Annotated in this window: 16 protein-coding genes; 3 read left to right on the top strand and 13 right to left on the bottom strand. The window is 66.0% G+C overall.

The genetic code is table 11. The annotated features are described in order from the left end of the window. Positions 1–168: 168 nt before the first annotated feature. Positions 169–1929, bottom strand: coding sequence for a hypothetical protein (locus tag BLV01_RS11630; RefSeq protein ID WP_091799236.1), 1761 nt, complete (start codon positions 1927–1929; stop codon positions 169–171). A 118-nt stretch (positions 1930–2047) separates the two neighbouring features. Then, entirely contained in the window at positions 2048–2473 is a 426-nt protein-coding gene (locus BLV01_RS11625) for a hypothetical protein (RefSeq protein ID WP_091799233.1), read from the bottom strand. 512 nt (positions 2474–2985) lie between these two features. Here BLV01_RS11625 and BLV01_RS11620 point away from each other — a divergent pair. Next, the gene (locus BLV01_RS11620; RefSeq protein WP_091799230.1) at positions 2986–3459 is read left to right on the top strand and encodes an ATP-binding protein; all 474 of its coding nucleotides are present in this window, start codon (positions 2986–2988) and stop codon (positions 3457–3459) included. 10 nt (positions 3460–3469) lie between these two features. Here BLV01_RS11620 and BLV01_RS25420 read toward each other — a convergent pair whose 3' ends face one another. Then, entirely contained in the window at positions 3470–3697 is a 228-nt protein-coding gene (locus BLV01_RS25420) for a hypothetical protein (RefSeq protein WP_139178627.1), read from the bottom strand. 223 nt (positions 3698–3920) lie between these two features. On the opposite strand from BLV01_RS25420, the gene BLV01_RS11615 reads away from it, so the two are divergent. Beyond that, positions 3921–4979, top strand: a complete 1059-nt coding sequence (locus tag BLV01_RS11615; RefSeq protein ID WP_175485878.1) for a M23 family metallopeptidase — start codon at positions 3921–3923, stop codon at positions 4977–4979. A gap of 356 nt (positions 4980–5335) precedes the next feature. Beyond that, entirely contained in the window at positions 5336–5917 is a 582-nt protein-coding gene (locus BLV01_RS11610) for a DUF6817 domain-containing protein (RefSeq protein ID WP_139178626.1), read from the top strand. A gap of 121 nt (positions 5918–6038) precedes the next feature. Here BLV01_RS11610 and BLV01_RS11605 read toward each other — a convergent pair whose 3' ends face one another. The 10 genes from BLV01_RS11605 to BLV01_RS26260 form a co-directional block, all read right to left on the bottom strand. Beyond that, the gene (locus BLV01_RS11605) at positions 6039–6464 is read right to left on the bottom strand and encodes a hypothetical protein (protein ID WP_091799221.1); all 426 of its coding nucleotides are present in this window, start codon (positions 6462–6464) and stop codon (positions 6039–6041) included. Between the two features lie 15 nt (positions 6465–6479). Further along, a complete protein-coding gene (locus tag BLV01_RS11600; protein WP_091799218.1) occupies positions 6480–7259 on the bottom strand; it encodes a thioesterase II family protein in 780 nt (259 codons plus the stop codon). A 22-nt stretch (positions 7260–7281) separates the two neighbouring features. Next, the gene (locus BLV01_RS11595; protein ID WP_091799215.1) at positions 7282–8661 is read right to left on the bottom strand and encodes a hypothetical protein; all 1380 of its coding nucleotides are present in this window, start codon (positions 8659–8661) and stop codon (positions 7282–7284) included. 51 nt (positions 8662–8712) lie between these two features. Next, on the bottom strand, positions 8713–9696 hold the full coding sequence (locus BLV01_RS11590; RefSeq protein WP_091799212.1) for a beta-ketoacyl-[acyl-carrier-protein] synthase family protein: 984 nt from the start codon (positions 9694–9696) through the stop codon (positions 8713–8715). Positions 9697–9766: 70 nt separating this feature from the next. Further along, positions 9767–11023 (bottom strand): iron-containing redox enzyme family protein, encoded by a 1257-nt coding sequence (locus BLV01_RS26615; RefSeq protein WP_217633493.1) that lies wholly within the window; start codon positions 11021–11023, stop codon positions 9767–9769. After that, the gene (locus BLV01_RS11580) at positions 11020–12018 is read right to left on the bottom strand and encodes an amidohydrolase family protein (protein ID WP_091799209.1); all 999 of its coding nucleotides are present in this window, start codon (positions 12016–12018) and stop codon (positions 11020–11022) included. The genes BLV01_RS26615 and BLV01_RS11580 overlap by 4 nt, the downstream gene beginning before the upstream one ends. After that, on the bottom strand, positions 12015–12281 hold the full coding sequence (locus BLV01_RS11575; RefSeq protein ID WP_091799207.1) for an acyl carrier protein: 267 nt from the start codon (positions 12279–12281) through the stop codon (positions 12015–12017). Before BLV01_RS11575 ends, BLV01_RS11580 begins: the two co-directional genes overlap by 4 nt. After that, entirely contained in the window at positions 12278–13768 is a 1491-nt protein-coding gene (locus tag BLV01_RS11570; protein WP_175485877.1) for an AMP-binding protein, read from the bottom strand. The genes BLV01_RS11575 and BLV01_RS11570 overlap by 4 nt, the downstream gene beginning before the upstream one ends. A gap of 89 nt (positions 13769–13857) precedes the next feature. Next, positions 13858–14805, bottom strand: a complete 948-nt coding sequence (locus BLV01_RS11565) for a TauD/TfdA family dioxygenase (RefSeq protein WP_091799201.1) — start codon at positions 14803–14805, stop codon at positions 13858–13860. 56 nt (positions 14806–14861) lie between these two features. After that, a partial coding sequence (locus BLV01_RS26260; protein ID WP_091799198.1) for a non-ribosomal peptide synthetase occupies positions 14862–16590 on the bottom strand: 1729 nt, incomplete at its 5' end.

Here is a 16590-nt window from a genome sequence, read left to right as displayed (position 1 = left end):
TCGCCGCCCGAGCAGCAAGGCCAAAACTGCTCGATGTCCGTCGCGGCTTGGCCGAATGGACCGAACTCCACTGGAGCGCGCTGCATCGGCATCCCTGCGCGCGAACGTGCGCCGCGCAACCCCCACGCGTCGCCCGGAAGCGAGAACGCTTCCGGGCCCGCGCCTTACTCAATAGACCAGATACTCCAGGCGTTTCTTGCTCAACTCCGCAGAGGATTCGTTGCGGACGTCGGCGCTGAAGCCTTGTCCACCCATGGTGCCCTGGTTGATCAGGAAGCTGAAGATACTCGGGCCCTGGCCTTCGGTGTTCCTGGGGTATTGCGCGTTGCCGTGGCACCCCATGCATCCGCCCATCACCAGCTTGTCGGAGTTCGGAGGCAGCTTCTTCACGCCCAGGATGCTCGGCAGCCCGCGCTTGGCCAGCAGGGTGAATTGCTGCTGGTCCGGATCGGGATCCTTGACGCCGCCCTTGAACAACTGGATGCCGGGCTGGCTGCTCTCGATCACGATGTTGGCCAGGTAAAAGTCCTGGGTCAGCGGATCGGGCTTGGCCGGCGTGACGGAACTGTCCTCGTTGGTGGGCAACACCTGCAATCCCACCAGACGGTAGTAACGCCACACCGAGTCCTTGAACGCCGGCGAGCCGGCCATGGCTTGCTGGACTTCGTTGTTGACGTCATAGACGGCGCTGGTCGCCACCGGCGGATTCTGGACCTTGATCGGCCCCGAAAACCCGTTCGGTATGACGAATTTTCCGGGGACGACATCGTAGCCGTGGGCGCTGTCTATCGCGCCGGCCAAGGGCAGTTGGACCGCGGTCCGGTTGGATCCGGTGTTGAGGATCGCCGTCGGCCGCGTCCCTGACGGTACCGATGCGTCGTACTGCATGTCGTTATAGAGGTTGATGAGATACAACCCGGTGTCTTTCTTGTCCGGCGTGGTCAGGCTGTCCACCTGTTCGAAGGTGGTGTAGACGAACGTCGGGTAGTTTTCCATCTTGCGCAGGATGTGCACGCCGACCAGGCCGAAGGTGGCCACCCGGGCCTGGGTCACGCCGTTTTCCTTGTAGTAGTACAAGGCCTCGGCCGTGTGATAGCGGCCGGATGCGATCAAGGCGGGCGTCATTTCCCGCCAGGCCGATTTGACCTCGACGGATTCGCCCTGGTTCGTCGCGTTGGGGGGCAGTTCCAGCGAAGTCGGGGGATTGCCGGCGTTGTAGATGGACTTGATGTAATCGTATTCGACCGGATTGACCTTGGCCTGGAACAGGATGATGTGATCGTCCTGCGGATTGGGCGACGGCGTGTTGCCGTTCTTCGGGAAGAAGATCTGGTTCTGGCCGATCTGGCTGTTTTCGTCGAGATTGTTGAATCGGGCATCGGCCGACGCGACCTTCAGATTCGCCTGGAAGACGTACTCAGGGTCCAAGGCAGCGAGATCGCCCTTGGGCGCCGATCCCGCCGGGAACAGTTCGGAGCGGTGAGCGAAGGTTTCCCAGACCAACTGATTGCTGCTGAAGTTGGAAGCGGCGGTTCTGCCGCTCTGGTAGAAGTCGCTGGCGCCGGATGCGGCGAAGTTGCGGCCCGGATCGATGGCCCCTCGCACGACCGGAGACTTGCCGGCGACATCGACGCCGTTCTTCTGCGCCGGGGAATTGAAGTGGATGAACTGCCGCCAGGCGAAGCGGGCGTACTGCGCGTGGGTGATGTTGGGGTTGTAGGGGTCGTAGTTGTACGCCGGCGGCGCGGCGGGCAACGCCGCCGGGGTCGCGGTCAGGTCGGCCGCGGTGATCGGCGCGCCGCCCGGAAACGGCGTTGCCTGATCCTTGGAGACCGATGAAGCGGCGACTACGGGTTCTGTTTTCGTGCACGCCGCGGACATCGCCAGCGCGCTGGCGAGCGCGCCGAACATAACGATCCTGGTCTTCATTACCGCACTCCGTCATTGGTGCGCCGCGTGACGAATCCACGCGATCCATCGCGGCAGCCATGGGAATTCACGAGCGATCGGGCCGTCCCGACATCAGTCGGAACGGGAGCGGAGGCGGTCAGCCCACGTAGGCGTACCACTGGATCACGAAGCTGGTGTCGTTGTAATCCATGTCGCCGCCGTCTTCGGTCACGTACAAGGTGCCGCCACCGAATACCGAGCCGTTGATGAAGAACTGGACCGGATTGCCCGCCGAAACCAACGGAACCTTCGACCCGCTGCTGCCGAACTGGACCTGCAACCCGGCCGCCATGGTGAACCTGCCGGCTCCGTTCTGCAGGAAGCCGACGTTGACGCCGCTGCCCGAGATCGGGAAAGTCGCCTGACTGCCATCCAGGCAATAGAAACTGATCGGCCGGTTGTTGGCGTCGATGATCTGGACGTATTGCGTGTACTGGGCCTGGTGCATCGCCGTGAACGTCACCAGCTTGCCGGTGGGGATGTAGGCCAGGGACTGCGGGGCCGACCATTGGATGCCTGCCACGATGGGGTCTCCTTGTATCGATGGACTTCCAGAACTTGAGGGAGGCGCCGCTGCAGCCCTCACCGACTGTCATGCCGACGGTTGCGCGGAAACGGCGCCGCGTGACACATGCTTAGCGGAGCAGTGCCGTCGAGCGGTTTGCGGATCACGAAAATTTTCTTCCACCGGCCCACGCCGACCGCGTCGTGCATGGTGGTGCAGGACTATTGCGAGGACTCCCCGAATGGGCGCCGCCGTTTCGGCGATGGATCGCCCGTTGCGCGATTCAACGCAAGCGCCGTCGCTTCAGGCGAAAGCATCTGCGTCTTGGCTCATCGCCTGCTACTACGCTGTCAAGCGCAAACTGCGGCCAGCTTTTTTGATCGATGCTTGATTGAGCTCACAAAATTCGGCGTTTATTTCGCGCCGACGCGACTTCACTCGAAAAAGCATCCGTAACCAGCGTGTGTGAAGTTCCGTGAGTAAAGCAATCGAGTCGGCGCTGATGCTTCGCAGACGCAGTCGATTTCGCGGTGCTGCGCCGGTCCGGTAGCGGCGACGGCGGCGCGACGCTGGTCCAGACCGGCCAGACCCGGCGCGCGCACCAGGCCGTGGCCGACGACATCGTCTGGCACGTCACCGGCTGGATCGCGCGGTTCGCCGTCGCCGCGCTGGTGCTGGTGCTGGCCCGGATCTCGGTCGACCGCGCGGTGCCGTCCGAGCTGTCGCACGTGGTCGCCGCGCAGAACCGTTTCATGTCGCGCCTGTCGACCAATATCGGCGCGCCGCGAGCCTTCATCGCCGAAGCCGCGCACCAGATCCCCAACCCGCTGGCCTCGCTGTGCGCGCAGGCGCAGACCGCGACAGACTCGCGCTCAGCGTTGCCGACGCCGACGCCGGACACCGTCAAGCGCGTGGTCGAGCCCCACGGCGGCCGCCTCGAACTGGCGCGCTCGCGCTGCGGCGGGCTGGAAGCGCGCCTGCGTCTGTCCAAGGATGCGGCATGAGGCTGCTGCGCTACGCAGCCGCGGCGAGACTGTTCTCGGCCGCGTCGCCCTGCAGGACCCGCGCGACAGCGCCGTGGCCTATTTCATCGTCGCCCAGGACGCGCGCCTGCTCGGCCAGGACGCCGCGCCGCTGCGGGCTGCGCTCGGCGCGTAACGGGCGCGGCCGTTCAAGCGCATGGGCGCGCTGCAACGCATCGAACGCGGCGCGCCGTTGCGCGTGGTGCTGCCGCGCGATCATCTGCCGTTGGTCGCGCGCACCGCGCCTGTCCCGCCCAGGCCTCGCACCCGACGAAGGCCGTGGCGTCCTCGATCGCCGGCCGCTCCCACGCGTCCGGGGCCGCTCGCCGCGCCCGCACGCCGTCGCGCCGACCTTTCGGGTACGATTCGGCGGGTGAGCCGGCCGGATTCGCGACGTCCCGCTCATCCAGACCGCGAGCGGCCCCGTCTCGCCGGAGCATCGCGTGGACAACCTGCTGGCAGGCAACGGCATCGCCCCGGAGTTCCCCCCGGCTCAGCTCGAAATACGCACGGCATACGAACCGACGGTCTTTCCGAGCCTCGGCCGCCACCATCTGATCTACGAACTGCACCTGCTGAATTTCGGCGACCGGCCCATTGCGCTCGACGCGATCGAAGCGCTCGATGCCGATAGCTACGAGCCGTTCGCCTGCCTGCAACGCCATCAACTCGATATCCGGACGATCGGGACGACGCACGGCGAGAGCGACCCGCAAGCCCGGCGGATCCTCGACTGCGGCCGGCGCGCAGTCGCGTTCGTGTTCCTGTCCGTGGACGCCGATGTCGGGATTCCCGGGAAGCTGCGCCATCGCATCGTCTCGGATGCGCGTTCGGTCGTCGGGCCGGCCATCGCGACGCGCAGCACCGCGCTGCGCGTGCTCGGCGCGCCCGTCGAGGGTCCGGGCTGGACCGCCGTCAGCGGCCCCGGCAACGATTCCCATCACCGGACCGGGGTGTTCGTCGTCGACGGCGTCGCGCGGATATCCCGGCGCTACGCGATCGATTGGAAGAAGATCCGGGACGGCGCGTCGTTCCTGGGGGATGCGCGCGATGTTCGTTGCTACCACACGTATGGCGAGAATGTGATCGCAGTCGCCGACGGCACGGTGGTCGCGGCCGTGGACGGCCTTCCGGACAATGTTCCCCGCACCCGCGCCGGCTTCGAACCGGCCGTGCCGACGACGATGGCGACGATCGCCGGAAATTCATTGGCCATCGACCTGGGCCACGGACAGTTCGCGTTCTATGCGCACCTGCAAGCGCACAGCCTGCGGGTCGCAACGGGGGACCGCGTGCGTTGCGGACAGCCGCTGGCACGGGTCGGAAACTCCGGAGATGCGCGCGAGCCGCATCTTCATTTCCAGGTCGCCGACGCGCCGGACGCGTTGGCCGCAGAGGGCCTGCCCTACCTGATCGACCGCTATCGGCTGCGGCTTCCCGACGGGCGAGCGACGGTGCGCACGCAGGAACTGCCCCTGGCCGGCATGCGCGTGGATTTCTGACTGCGCTGCGGCGAAGCGCCGGCAGTCGCGGACGCCGAGCGTCGACCCGAGCGGCGACTCGACCATGCCGGCATCGGTCCGGCGCGATCGGCTTATTGGTACACTGCAAAGGCGCTCGCCGCTGCAAAGACGCAGCGGCCGGCGACGCTGTCCAGGCGCCTGCGCAGGCCTGTGCGGACAGGGCCGCAGCGAAGCGCGCGATGGTTCGGACGCGGCAGTCTCGCCCATGCCCGGACATCCGCGCCGGCCGCGCACGGATGCTGCGGTGCGGGACTATCGTCCCGGCAAGACCCGTCGGGCCCCGAGCCCGCGCGCCATCTATCCTGAAATCAATCGGACGTGACTGGGATATGCAGATGAAGACGAGTTCGGTCGACGAAGCGCACAAGCAGTTCCTTTTCGAAGCCGGCGCCGATACGACGCCCCACTCCGGAAGGACGCTCTACATACATCTGGAAGGCGTGCATCGGCGCCTGCACGATTGGGGCAACGAAGAATCCGTCTGCGTTGCTGGGTTGTTCCACAGCGTGTACGGAACCAGCGCCTTCAAGCAGCAGATCATCCCGCTGGAGTTGCGCGGCCGGGTCCGCGCGCTGATCGGGGAGAAAGCCGAAGCGCTCGCCTACCTGTTCTGCGTATGCGAAAGGCATGCTTGCCTGGGGCCGCTGCTGTATGGCACCTCGAAAATGAAGAACATGGCCAGCGGCGAGGAAATCGGGATCGATGAGGAAACCTTGCGCTGCATGCTCGAACTCGAAGTGGCCAACTTCGTCGACCACTTCCCCGGAGGCAAGATCGACAATCCCGGCGCGCGCGCGGAGATGTTGCTCAAGACCTACCTGATGACCACAGAGCGCTATCTGTCCAAGGGCGCATACGGCGCCATTCAGTCGATCTACGCCAACACCTATCCGGCGCCGGCCGCTACTGCGGGCTAGTTCCCACGGGCCGCGCGGCACGGCCCGCCGGCGTCGGCACCGCTGCTTGCCGCCGAGCCGCCCCGCAGCCCGCCGCTGCGGACAGCGGCGGCGAAAGACGTCGCAGCCCCGCGAGCGCCGCTCAGGCAGCGTCCAGCCGATCCCGTCTGCGCCTGAGCCGATAGGATTGCAGGCTCGGATCCGCGCAATCGACGGTGTCGATGTAGGCGTTGCGCTCTTCCCACATGACTTCCATGTCGTAGAGGCAGAACGAATAGAGGTCCGGCCGCTCGGCCCAGCCCTCCTGCGTAAGCACCGACACCGAGGTGAACAACTCGTTGTCGTTGCCCCACCAGCACAGGACCAGATAGGGGCTGGTGCCCTCATGGAAAATGGCGAAGTGCGCGGTCTGCGGCCAAGGCAGGGAACGAGACGCCTTCACCTGCGCCAGGCGTTCGTGGAACGGCGCTTGCGCGACCGGCCCATCGTGCTTGGCGATCGTGTAGATCTTGGCGCCGTCGGCGTCCAGCCAGTCGGAAGAGCTGCGGATGGTACGGGGAACGAACATGCGTGCTTGCTCCGTTCAGACGGCGGCCGCGCCGACAGCGGTGGTGCGGGCGGCGCCGTCGGCGCCGATCGCGGCGAGTAGATCGAGGACGTCCCGCGCCTTGGGCTGCAGGAAGAAGTGATCGCCCTCGAAGACGAACCGCTCGAATCCGTTTCCGGCGACCTCGGCCCAGGCCTCGACGTCGGCGAGCGAAACGTTCGGATCGGCATCGCCCCCGAGCGCGGTCAACGGACAGCGGACCGGCGCGTCCGAGGCATATCGGTAAGTCTCGAAGACGGCGAAATCGTCGCGCAACTGCGGCAGGAAGAACCGCATCAGGTCCGGATTCTCCAGCAGCGCCTTGGGCGTACCGTTGAAGTCGGATATTTTCCGCAGCAGGGTATCGTCGTCCATCAGGTGGTACGGCTCTTCGCGCAGCGGCGATTGCGGCGCCCTCATCCCGGAGACCACCAGGTGAAACGGCGCCCTCGCGCCCGAGCGCTGCAGCGCCCGGGCCAGTTCGAACGCGATCAACGCGCCCATGCTGTGCCCGAAGAAATAGAACGGCTTGTCCGCCAGCCCGGCGACGGCTTCCCGCAACGGCCCGAGCATGTCCGCGAGACGGTCGAAACGCGGCTCGGAGAAGCGGTTCTCCCGCCCCGGAAGCTGCACCCCGACGACCTCGATCTGCTCGGGCAGTTGCGCCTGCCAGTCGCGGAACGCCGAAGCGCCGGCGCCGGCATAGGGAAAGCAGAACAGCCTCACCGCCGCGCGCGGCCGGCGCTGTTCCAGCATGATCCAGCGATTCTTGCTCATCACGATCCGGGTACTCGCTGCGTTACTCGCTCACTTCGTAGACGATGGTTTCGGTGGCGCCCATGGCCGAATTGATCACGCCGTTGCCCTTGTCCTTCAACATCAGCCGCAACCAGCAACCGCCATAGCCGCCGCCGAAACCGAACAGGCCCCAGATCACGTCGTGCACCGCGTAACCGCCGGGGCCGGACTGGCCGTAGAACGGCAGGGAAGCGCAGTACTCTTGAGCCAACCACGTGCCTTCCGAGAAAGCGCGGCCGACGACCTCGCACCAGCCCGGGTCGGTCTGGAACTTGCCGACGTACACATCGGTGCCCGAACTGCCCTGCGCTGCCTTGACCACGAAGTCTTCGCGCCTGGCCAGCAGCAATTCGCGCAAGTCGCTGTCGACACCGTCGAACCGGACCGTCTGCTGCGCCACCGGAACCGACCAAGGCACGAACCGCTCGATCAAGTCGCGCTCTTCGTCGTTGAACAGCTTGCTGTCCTTGTGCTTCTGGGCGATCGCCAGGGAGCGCTTGTCGCCGATCACCGGCACCAGCGGATTGCCGGGCCAGTACACCGTGCCGCCCAGGGACGCCCGATACAGTTCCAGCGGAAGCTCGAAGCTGGAACCGCGGTGGAACGGCACCACCGTGCAGATGCGCCGTCCATGCGCGTGCACCCCGGAACGGTCGAAGCGGACGTTGGCGAGGTCGCGCTCGATCAGTATCTCGCCGTCGACGCCGCACTCGTCCAGGGCCTCGCGAAAGAGCGGCACGAGCGGAGCCGACATGCCGAGCTCGAAGGACTCCTTGCCCACGACTATCAGGATATTGACCCGGCCGTTCGCGGCCGCCGGATACGACTTGCCCTGGACGATCAAGTGCTTCATGTACTCCTTGGGGATGTTCCTGGAGTGACAGTCCACGGTCTCGAAGAAGCTCGCCAGGGCCGCCTGCTTGCGGTACTGCCGGTCCAGCCACTGGATCTGCCAGCCGCCGATGTCCGGACCGGTGTTGATCTCCAGTATCTTCAGTCCGCGCGATGTCAGCATGGCATCCACGCGCAGCATGAGCTGACGCATGTCCACGCCCGATTCCATGAAGATATCCGCCAGCATCGGCGGGATCCGATAGAAGGCGGCGAGGCCTTGCCGGTCGTTGGCGAACTCGGCGCGAATCGCGCGATAGACCAGTTCGGGCACCCGGCAGACGCAGTCTCGCAAGGTCTGTTGCATTTCGCTGCCCACGAACCAGGGCCACGAGTTCAACGGATAGGGATAGTCGCGCAGGAATGCAGGCAGCGTTTCGTCCAGCAGTTCCAGCTGGTCCAGGCAGCGCCCCTGGGTTACGGAGTGATCCAGGAACCTGACCGCCGTCTTGGAGGTCAGGGCGTGGTTACGGATGATCTCGGGATTCATGCGAGCTCGGGTCCAGTTGATGTCCATCGATAACGGCGATGTCCCAGGCGCCTACCATTCGTGCACGACGGCTTCGACGTCCAGGTCTCCGGTTGCGCTGCGGTCCTGTTCGCCGCGATCTTCGATCAGCATCGCGGCAAGGAATCCGGGAGCGAAGGCTTGCAGCAGATACAGCGCGGGGGCCGCGCGCGCGCGCTGCTCGCCCAGGAAACGCGAAAGATTCATCAAGGGATCGGCGTTCAGGCAATGCCCGACCTCGCGCGCGCTGCCGGTATACAGCTGATTTCCGCTCAGCCCGGTGCTGGACGCGTTGAAGCTGGAAATCGGCCTGAAGAAATTGGTGGCGAATACCCGTTCGATGCCCGCCAGCGACAAGCCGCGCGCGCCGACCACGTCGTGCGACACTCCGCCGATCAGCGTCTTGCGCGAAGCGAAATCGTCGTTTCCGCGCATGCCCGCCAGGTCCGAGCGCAACGAGAACCCGCGGGTCAGGAACTCGAGCGGCAGGTCGGCGGACACCAGGCAGGCCGCCGAGGCGTCGCTGACGACGCCGAACGTCTGGATCCGGTCCTCGTCGCTGCGGGCGCTGTCTTGCGACACCACCAGGACGTTGCGGCGCGCGCCGGACCGGACGTGGCCGATGGCCATATCCAACGCGGACAACAGGCTCGCGCATTCCTGCCCGGTCACCGCCAGCGGCAATGCGTTGGTCAAGCCGGTGCGTTCGAGCAGCGCCGGAAAAAAGCCGCGATCGGCGGACAAGAACTGCGGATCGGCCGTGGCCACGATGAGCAGGTCCACGCTCTTCGCGGCTGCGCCAGTCATGGACAGGGTGCCGGCGATGGCCCGGGCCACGCTCTCCTGCGGGGCCACGACGCTCTGGCGGAAGACGCCATAGTCGAGCAGTTCCGGATTCATCGGCAACTTGTGCGCCTTGAAGCGTTCGGCCGCATTCGCGATCGACTCCACCGGGCGCCGGATTTCGCCCAGTTCGACATGGATGCCGCCCCAACGGCAGCTGCGATCATCGTTCATTCGATCATTCCTTTACCCTGCATCCGCATTCCCGGCGGACGCCCGCCGGGGAAGACAACGTGACCGCCAATCACGCCGGAAACACTTCGGCGACGCCGTCGTACATGCCATAGAACAGGTCGCAGGTTCGCCGCACCGCTTCAAGCGCCTCTTGCTGCTTCTTGACGCTGTCGCAGATGTCCGCCACCAGGCTGATGCCTTCCTGTACGTGCCCGACATCCTCCTTCTGGTGGATGGAGAAGAACAGCAGGTCCTTTTCGGTGAGGTTGTACAGGCGCGGCAGCAGGTCGTGTCGCGCCTCTCCGGCGGTGGTCTCCAGATTCTGGCCTTCGCTGGCGATCATCACGGCGGCGGCGCCCATGTGGAAGGTGCGCCGATCGCGGACCAGATTCATCCGGTAGTCGATCAGGGCCCGGGTGCTCGGCAGCGGCTGGGCCGCATCGCGCTCTTCGTCGCTGATGCCGACCGCGCGGATGAAGTTCTGCATCAGGACCACGTGGTTGTCGGTGCGCGAGAAGCGGCCGGTCTCCTCCTCGAACATGTTCATCAACAAGCGGCGCTTGTGGACATTGCGCGGGCAGTGGTGATACAGGGTCTCGATGTATTCGAGGAAGTTCTTGGTGAGCTGGTAGCCCTGCAGCGTCATATACCGCAGCAGCCCCCAGTTCGGCTGGTCGGCCACGATCCGCGTCACCACCGGATGGGTCAGGGTGATCCTCGTCTCCAGCTCGTCCCTGAGCCTGCGCTTGAATTCCTCTTTCTCGATGAACGCCGGCGAAGAGCGTTTCGCGGCGCCGTTGAGGCGGGCCTTCAGATCCGCCGTCTTCTGGCACATGAACACGCCGGGGTGGGAGACGCCGTCGACCCGGGCGTAGTCGTCGAGCCGCCCGTACTCCGCGAAGCCCAGGCCCGACCAGATCTGGTGCGGCACCGAGTTCTCGCGGACGTCCAGGGTGATCAGCTCGTGGCCCTTTTCCTCGCAGTACCGCGCGATGTCGAGGAAACCGCCGCGCAGCACCCCGGTCTTCTGGTGGTCGGAGCGGATGATGCCCTTGGACAGGTCGGCGATATGGCGGCAATTCGGCATGCTGCTCGACGAAAGAATGGCCATGCCGATGACCTCGGCCTCTTTCCGGATCACGAAAAGCGCGATGTCGCCCTTGTCCAGGGACTGCCGCAGATCGTCGATCAGTCCGTCCGCCTCCTCGTCCAGAGGCTTGGTGTATCCGATCACGGTCGTCGATTCGATCGCATCGTTGTACAGGGCGACGATGCCTCGCCCGGTTGCCTCGTCCAACGACGTCGGCCAGGTGAATTCCACGGTCATTGACTCTTGCTCCCTGCCTGCTTGTTCGTGATTGATTGCCCTGCATCGGCGCTGGCCGAGCTCGCCGCCGGCGGCAACAGGCTCTCGATGGTTCCGCCCATGATCCGGGCCACGGCCGCCGGCGGCAGCCCCGCCAACGGGCCCTCGGGCGCGAGCAGGCCCGAGATCATCGCCTTCAGGTCGTCCTTCATGGAGAACACCGGCCAGTCCGTGCCGAAGATGATCTTGTGGTTGATGCCCTGCGCGAACAGGTCGCGCAGCGGCGCCTGCCATCCGTGCGCCGACATCGCCGCCGGAAAGCCGGAGAAGTCCAGATAGACGTTGGGCCGGTAGCAGCACATCAGCTTGGCCTGCTCGACCAGGTTCACGCCGCCGTGGGCGAGGATGAAATTGACCCCCGGGAACAGCAGCGCGGCTTCGTCGATCAGGTAAGGATCGGCGAATTCGAACCGCAGCGTCGGCGTCGTCGGCCCCGTGTGCAGCAGCACCGGCAGACCGCGCGCGGCGCACACTTCGTAGAACGGGAACAGGCGCCGGTCGCTGGGCGAATAGCCGCAAGGCGGATAGATCTTCAGCCCCTCGAAGCCGTACTCGTCCACCGCCTTCTCGAAGTAGGCGCAGCCGGTTTCGCCCCAACGCGGATCCACGCCGAACAGCACGTGGAAGCGGCCCGGATGGCGCAGCCTGACCTGCGCGTGCTGCCTGGCCAGGTCTTCGAACGAGAATTCGGCCTCGAACACGTGGCTGAAATCCGGCGCCAGCAGCACGGTCTTGGCGATCCCGGCCTCATCCATCTTGGCGACCAGCTTGTCGGCGTCGTGATCGTCGTGCTGGGCGATCAACATGCGGGTGAGCCTGGCCGCGTCGACGGGCGCGCCCGCAGAGCGCATCTGGACGGCCATGTTCGCCGCGACGCCCTCGAAGAAACCGCGCGGGATGCAGCGGCTGGAAGCCAGGTGGCAATGGCCGTCGATGATCTTGTCGACGGCGATCATGGGGCTTTCAACGAGTCGAGGAAGCGCGCGGTATCGCCGATCGTGTGCAATTCGACCAAGGCGCCCATGTGCTTTTCGAGATCGACCTGAAACTCCTGCTCGATCATCGTCAGCAGCATCAGCCGGCCGATCGATTCCATGCCGATATCGTCGACGAAGCGGCTGGATTCGGTCAGGACCTGCGGGCAACCGTTGTCGCCGGCGACCTTCCGGACCAACCCGGAAAGCGTTTCGACCGTCTGCGCCGAGGCGGGCGCGCTCACGCCGCCACCTCTTCGCCGGATTCGATTTGCGCCTGGAAGTGGCGGTAGATCCCGCGGCGGTCGTATTTCAGGTTGCGTGTCAGCATGCCGTTCTCGATGGTCAGCATGGTCGTGGTGACGACCTTGCGGTGGATGCGCTTGTAGCTCGCGACGCTTTCGTTCATGGCCTGGATGCCCTGCTCTATCGCCACGATGGCCTCGGGGCCGGTTTGAGCGTCGACCACCAACACCGCGACCAGCTTCCCGTCGCCCGCGGACATGGTCACCACCGCGTGCCTGACCCCGGCTATGGCCACCAGCGCGCGCTCGATCTCTTCCGGGTGGAACTTGGATCCGCCGCTGGTCACGATGATTTCCTTCTTGCGGCCGCTCAGGCTGAGGAAGCCGTCCGCGTCGATGACGCCCATGTCGCCGGTGGCTATCGAGCCGTCGGCCCTGAACGTCGCCGCGCTGTCCTCCGAACTGCTGTCGAAATAGCCCAGGGAGAGCGGGAACGGCCGCTTGATGACGACTTCCGACTCGTCGGTCAGATGGACGTGCTCGGGATGGATCGGACGGCCCACCGAGCCGATGCGGCTCTGGCCCGGAGTGTTCCAGGCGATCATGCCGGTCTCGGTCACGCCGTAGGCTTCCAGCAAGTTCAACCCATGGCGGTTGAACCCGACCAGCAGTTCCCGGCTGATCGGCGCCATGCCGGTGATCATGAAGCGTATCTTGCCCCCGAAGAACGCCGGCAGCTTCTCCGCGGCGTCCGCGCCGCGGCCGAACAGGTTGTAGATGACTTCGTAGATCGCCGGCGGCGCGACGATGAAGCTCGGCGCGTAACGTCCGATCTCCTGGAATATCGCGGTGTGGTGGACCACCTTGAACGACGCTCCGGCCCACAGGCAGCCGTAGACCGAGAGCCGTTGCTGATAGTTCGATAGCGGCAGGAAGATCAGGTGCGAATCCGCCGGCGCCAGGGCGAAATCGGCGATGAAGTCCGACACCAGCCCCTCGGTTCCCCTGCGGCTGATGTTCAGTCCCTTCAAGCGCCCCGAGCTGCCCGAGGAATACACCCGCGAGTGCAGGTCCGCCTCGGCGATCGTCGCGGCGTCCGCCGCCACCGGAAACTCGTTGCGCGACAAGGTGTCCGCGATCGCCACGCCGTTGCCGACGCCGTCGAAGTTCTCGGCCTTCTCGAACACCCACAACGCCGCGCGCTGCGCCTCGACCACGGCCGCGATCGCGTCGGCGGGGAGGTCTTCGGGCAGGGTATGCAGCACCGCGCCGAGCCGGATCGCGGCGAGATCCCACAGCAGGTACTCGTAGCCGTTCTGCGCCTGCAGGCCGATCTGCATCCCGCGCGTCACGCCGCTGGCGGCCAATCGGTCCGCCAGCGCCTGCGCCTCGTCCAGCAGCTGCGCGGACGGCACCGTGCAGGTATCGCCGTCCGCCTTCCTGGCCGAAACCTCGGCCCCGGGGTGCTTGCGCGCCTGGTCGAACAAATTCTCGAAATCCACGATCGCCTACTCCTGTTCGATATCGAATGACGAAACAATTCCGGACGGACCTGCGCCGCCGTCGGGCGCGGCGCTCACGACTCGTGCGCGTCCATCAATGCCGCCAACACCTTGCGGCTGCCCTTGAACGGCCGCCGGCCATGGGCGTAGGCCATGTTGTCCAGGATCAGCACGTCGCCGTTGCGCCACGGGAACGCGATGGTGCTTTCGGCGAACGCGCTCCTCACCGCGCCGAGATCTTCCTCGGGAATCTCGCTGCCGTCGCCGTAGCGGGCGTGTCGCGGCAGCCGGTCGGCGCCGTACAGCTCGGTCAGGGCCTGCGCGTGGCCCGCGCCGAGGCTGGAGACATGGAACAGGTGCGCCTGGTTGAAAAAAACAGTTTCTCCGCTCCGCGGATGCGTGGCCACGCCTTGCGCGATCCCCGATGTCCGCAACAGGCTGCCGCCCAGCCACTCGCAGGCGATGCCGTTCTGATCGCAGTACTCGCGCACCTCGTCCCTGCTGTCGGTCTGGAACACGCTTTGCCAAGGCAGGTCGATGCCTTCGTGATAGTGGCGAACGTACTCCACCTGTTTGCGCTGGAACTTCTCCGTCAGCTGCGGCCCGATCCGCCGGGTCACCGCGTCCATCGGCGCGATCGGCGTCTCGCCGCCTTGCGCGGCCGCCTCGATGCAGCAGAACGCGACCGTCCTGGGCCAGGTGCGGTGATAGGAGTTCTCGTTGTGCAGCGGGATCTCCAGGCTGGCCGGGTAGCTGGTGGAGGTCACCACGTGCCGGGTGACTTCGCTTCGCGGCGTCGAGCGGTACATGTACTTGAGGTGGTCGGCCGACCACTGCGATACGAAGGCATCGAAGTCGTCGGCGTCGCGCACCGCGAAGCCGCGGAACAAGATCGCGCCGTGCTCGCCGAGCCGGGCCTTGAATTCGCCCAGCTCGGGCACGACCGCCTGCGTCAACGGGCCCTGCCCCTCGACCAGCAACGGCCCGCCCCGTTCGCCGCACAAAAAAGAATAGTTCAACACCTTCGAGCCTCCGGAATTTTCGACAATGTGCTTTTCCGCATTCTTTACCGATCCGATCAAACCGCGTCCTGCACCACCTCGCGATCGTCCGCGCTCTCGAAGTCGCCGGTAGCCAGGACTTCGTAGATCGCCGCGCCGAGCGCGCGCCGCTCGTCCTGGCTTTCGACGATCGACAAGTGGTTTCCTGGCAGCCTTACGACACGCAGCCGCTCGCCGACGCACTCGCGCCAACCCGCCGATGCCGGGGCGGCGTTGTCCATCGCCTCGAAGTGCCAGACCGGAGCGTCCAGGCCGAGCGGCCGGTAGTCTTCCACCGCGCGGTTGATGGTGTAGCGCGTGGACAGCATCGCCCGAGCGCTGGCAGCGTCGATCGTGGGCAAGGACTCCAGGTCCTTGGGCACCAGGCCGGCCTCGCGGATTTTCGCGACCATGGCGGCGAAGTCGAGGTCCCTCGCCAAGGCTTCGTACGCTTCCATCGTTTCCGCGTCGGCCCGGGTGGAGAGGAAATCCAGCAGTTCGGCCTTGTCGTCGAAGGACGCCCTGACCGTCACCCCGAGATCCTTCAGATTGCAGAACGCGTCGATCAAGCCGACCAGTTCGACCCGCTCGCCGGCCTCGACCAGTTGGCGGCCGATTTCATAGGAGATCGCGCCGCCCGCCGACCAGCCCATGACCCGGTAGGGACCGTGCGGCTGCGCGTATCGGATGCACTGGATGTAGCGGTGCGCCATTTCGGCGACGCTGCGCAGCGGCTCTTCGCCCGCCGCCAGGCCGGTCGCGACCAGGCCGTAGACCGGCACCGACGCATCGATGACCAGCGCCAACTGGCGCGCGTAGTCGATGCCGCCGCCGCCGGGATGGACCAGATACAACGGCGCTTGGGTGCCGCCTTCGCGAATCGCGACCAGATTGGCGTAATCGTCGGCTCGCGCTTCTTCGCTGCGCATGGCGCGGATCCGTTCGGCCATCCCGGCCAGCGTCGGGCCGGCGTAGATGTCGCGCGGCGTGATCTCGCACGCGAACGCCTGGCGCATCTTCATCACCAGATGCAGCGCCAGCAGCGAGTGCCCGCCCAGCTCGAAGAAATCGTCCTGGCGCCCGACCCGCTCGATTCCCAGCAGTTCCCGCCACAGCTGCGCCAGCGCCCCTTCGATCTCGCCCTGCGGCGCCTCGTACGCGCCGCGCGCATACGCCTCGTCGTCCGGCGCCGGCAGCGATCGCCGGTCCAGTTTGCCGTTCGCCGTCAGCGGCAACGACTCCAGCCGCACGAACGCCGACGGCACCATGTAGTCCGGCAGCACCGCCGCCAACCGCGCGCGCAGCCCCGACACCAGCGACGCCGTTTCCACCGTCTCCTGCGACGCCACCACGTACGCCACCAGGCGCTTCTCGCCGCCGCTCTCGCGCGCCTGCACCACCGCCTCGCGCACCTGCTCGTGCTCGTTCAACCGCGCATCGATCTCGCCCAGCTCGATCCGGAAACCGCGGATCTTCACCTGGCCGTCGTTGCGCCCCAGGTACGCCAGCCGTCCGTCCGCCAGGTAACGCGCCAGGTCGCCGGTCCGGTACATCCGGCCGCCGTCCTCGCCGCAGAACGGATCGCGCACGAACCGTTCGGCCGTCAGCTCCTCCCGATTCAGATAGCCGCGCGCCACCCCCACCCCGCCGATGTACACCTCGCCCGCCGTTCCGCGCGGCACCGGCTGGCCCGCCTCGTCCAGCAGGTAGATCCGCATGTTCGACAGCGGACGGCCGATGTGCGGCACCGCGTCGTCCGCGCCGATC

It is taken from the genome of Lysobacter sp. yr284, assembly GCF_900107375.1.
Taxonomy (GTDB): Bacteria; Pseudomonadota; Gammaproteobacteria; order Xanthomonadales; family Xanthomonadaceae; genus Lysobacter.
Note: the sequence above shows the minus strand (reverse complement) of the source record. Positions and strands in the feature narration are given on the sequence as shown.